The sequence below is a fragment of the Microbacterium sp. 69-10 genome (assembly GCF_001897945.1).
In the GTDB taxonomy this organism is placed as follows: domain Bacteria; phylum Actinomycetota; class Actinomycetes; order Actinomycetales; family Microbacteriaceae; genus Microbacterium.
On the sequence record NZ_MKRT01000012.1, the window covers coordinates 35,527 to 36,087 of the forward strand.

The 561-nt window shown below is 64.7% G+C and carries 2 protein-coding genes; both read right to left on the minus strand.

Annotated features, from left to right (window positions below):
• On the minus strand, positions 1-200 hold a 200-nt coding region (locus BGN97_RS04760; protein WP_292698473.1), incomplete at its 3' end, for a hypothetical protein.
• Between the two features lie 21 nt (positions 201-221).
• The coding region (locus BGN97_RS04765) for a hypothetical protein (RefSeq protein WP_292698475.1) at positions 222-561 on the minus strand (340 nt) is incomplete at its 5' end.

Below are 561 nucleotides of genomic sequence, written 5' to 3' on the forward strand. Positions count from 1 at the left end.
CGGCCGGAGCTTTCGTACTCGGGCCTCAGCTCGAGCAGGGGTTTGCGGTAGGCGCCGCCGTCGCGGTCCAGGAGCGCTCGGCGCTCGGCTTGAAGGCGCTCGTCGGCGAGACCGAATGGCGTGTCGTAGTAACGGAAGTAGGCGTCGCGGAGATGCTCGAACGTCTCGATGGCGTCGAGATGCCTGCTGCTGTTGGTCATGTGAACGCCGTGTCTTCCTGCTCAGATGCTGATTTCCATAGTTTGCCCGAGCGAGTCGGCAACTTGGGCGGCAATCTCGCGGGGGACGTTGTCGTAAAGGACGGTCTCCGCGGTACCTCCGAACCGGGGGACGAAGCCGCTGCACAGAACGAGCGCACGCGAGTGAAGTGGCGGGAGCGGTGCTCCCCAGTCGATGATGACCGTGCCGGTGCTAATGCGACGGTCACTGTCTGACCGCCAGCGGACGACGGTTTCGCCGCGCCGGGCGAGTTCGGCAAAGACTCCATGCGAGAAATCAGTGGCATACCAGTTGCCGTCGCGGCGCAGCGTATGCCGCCACCGGCCGTTGATTTGCTCGCGG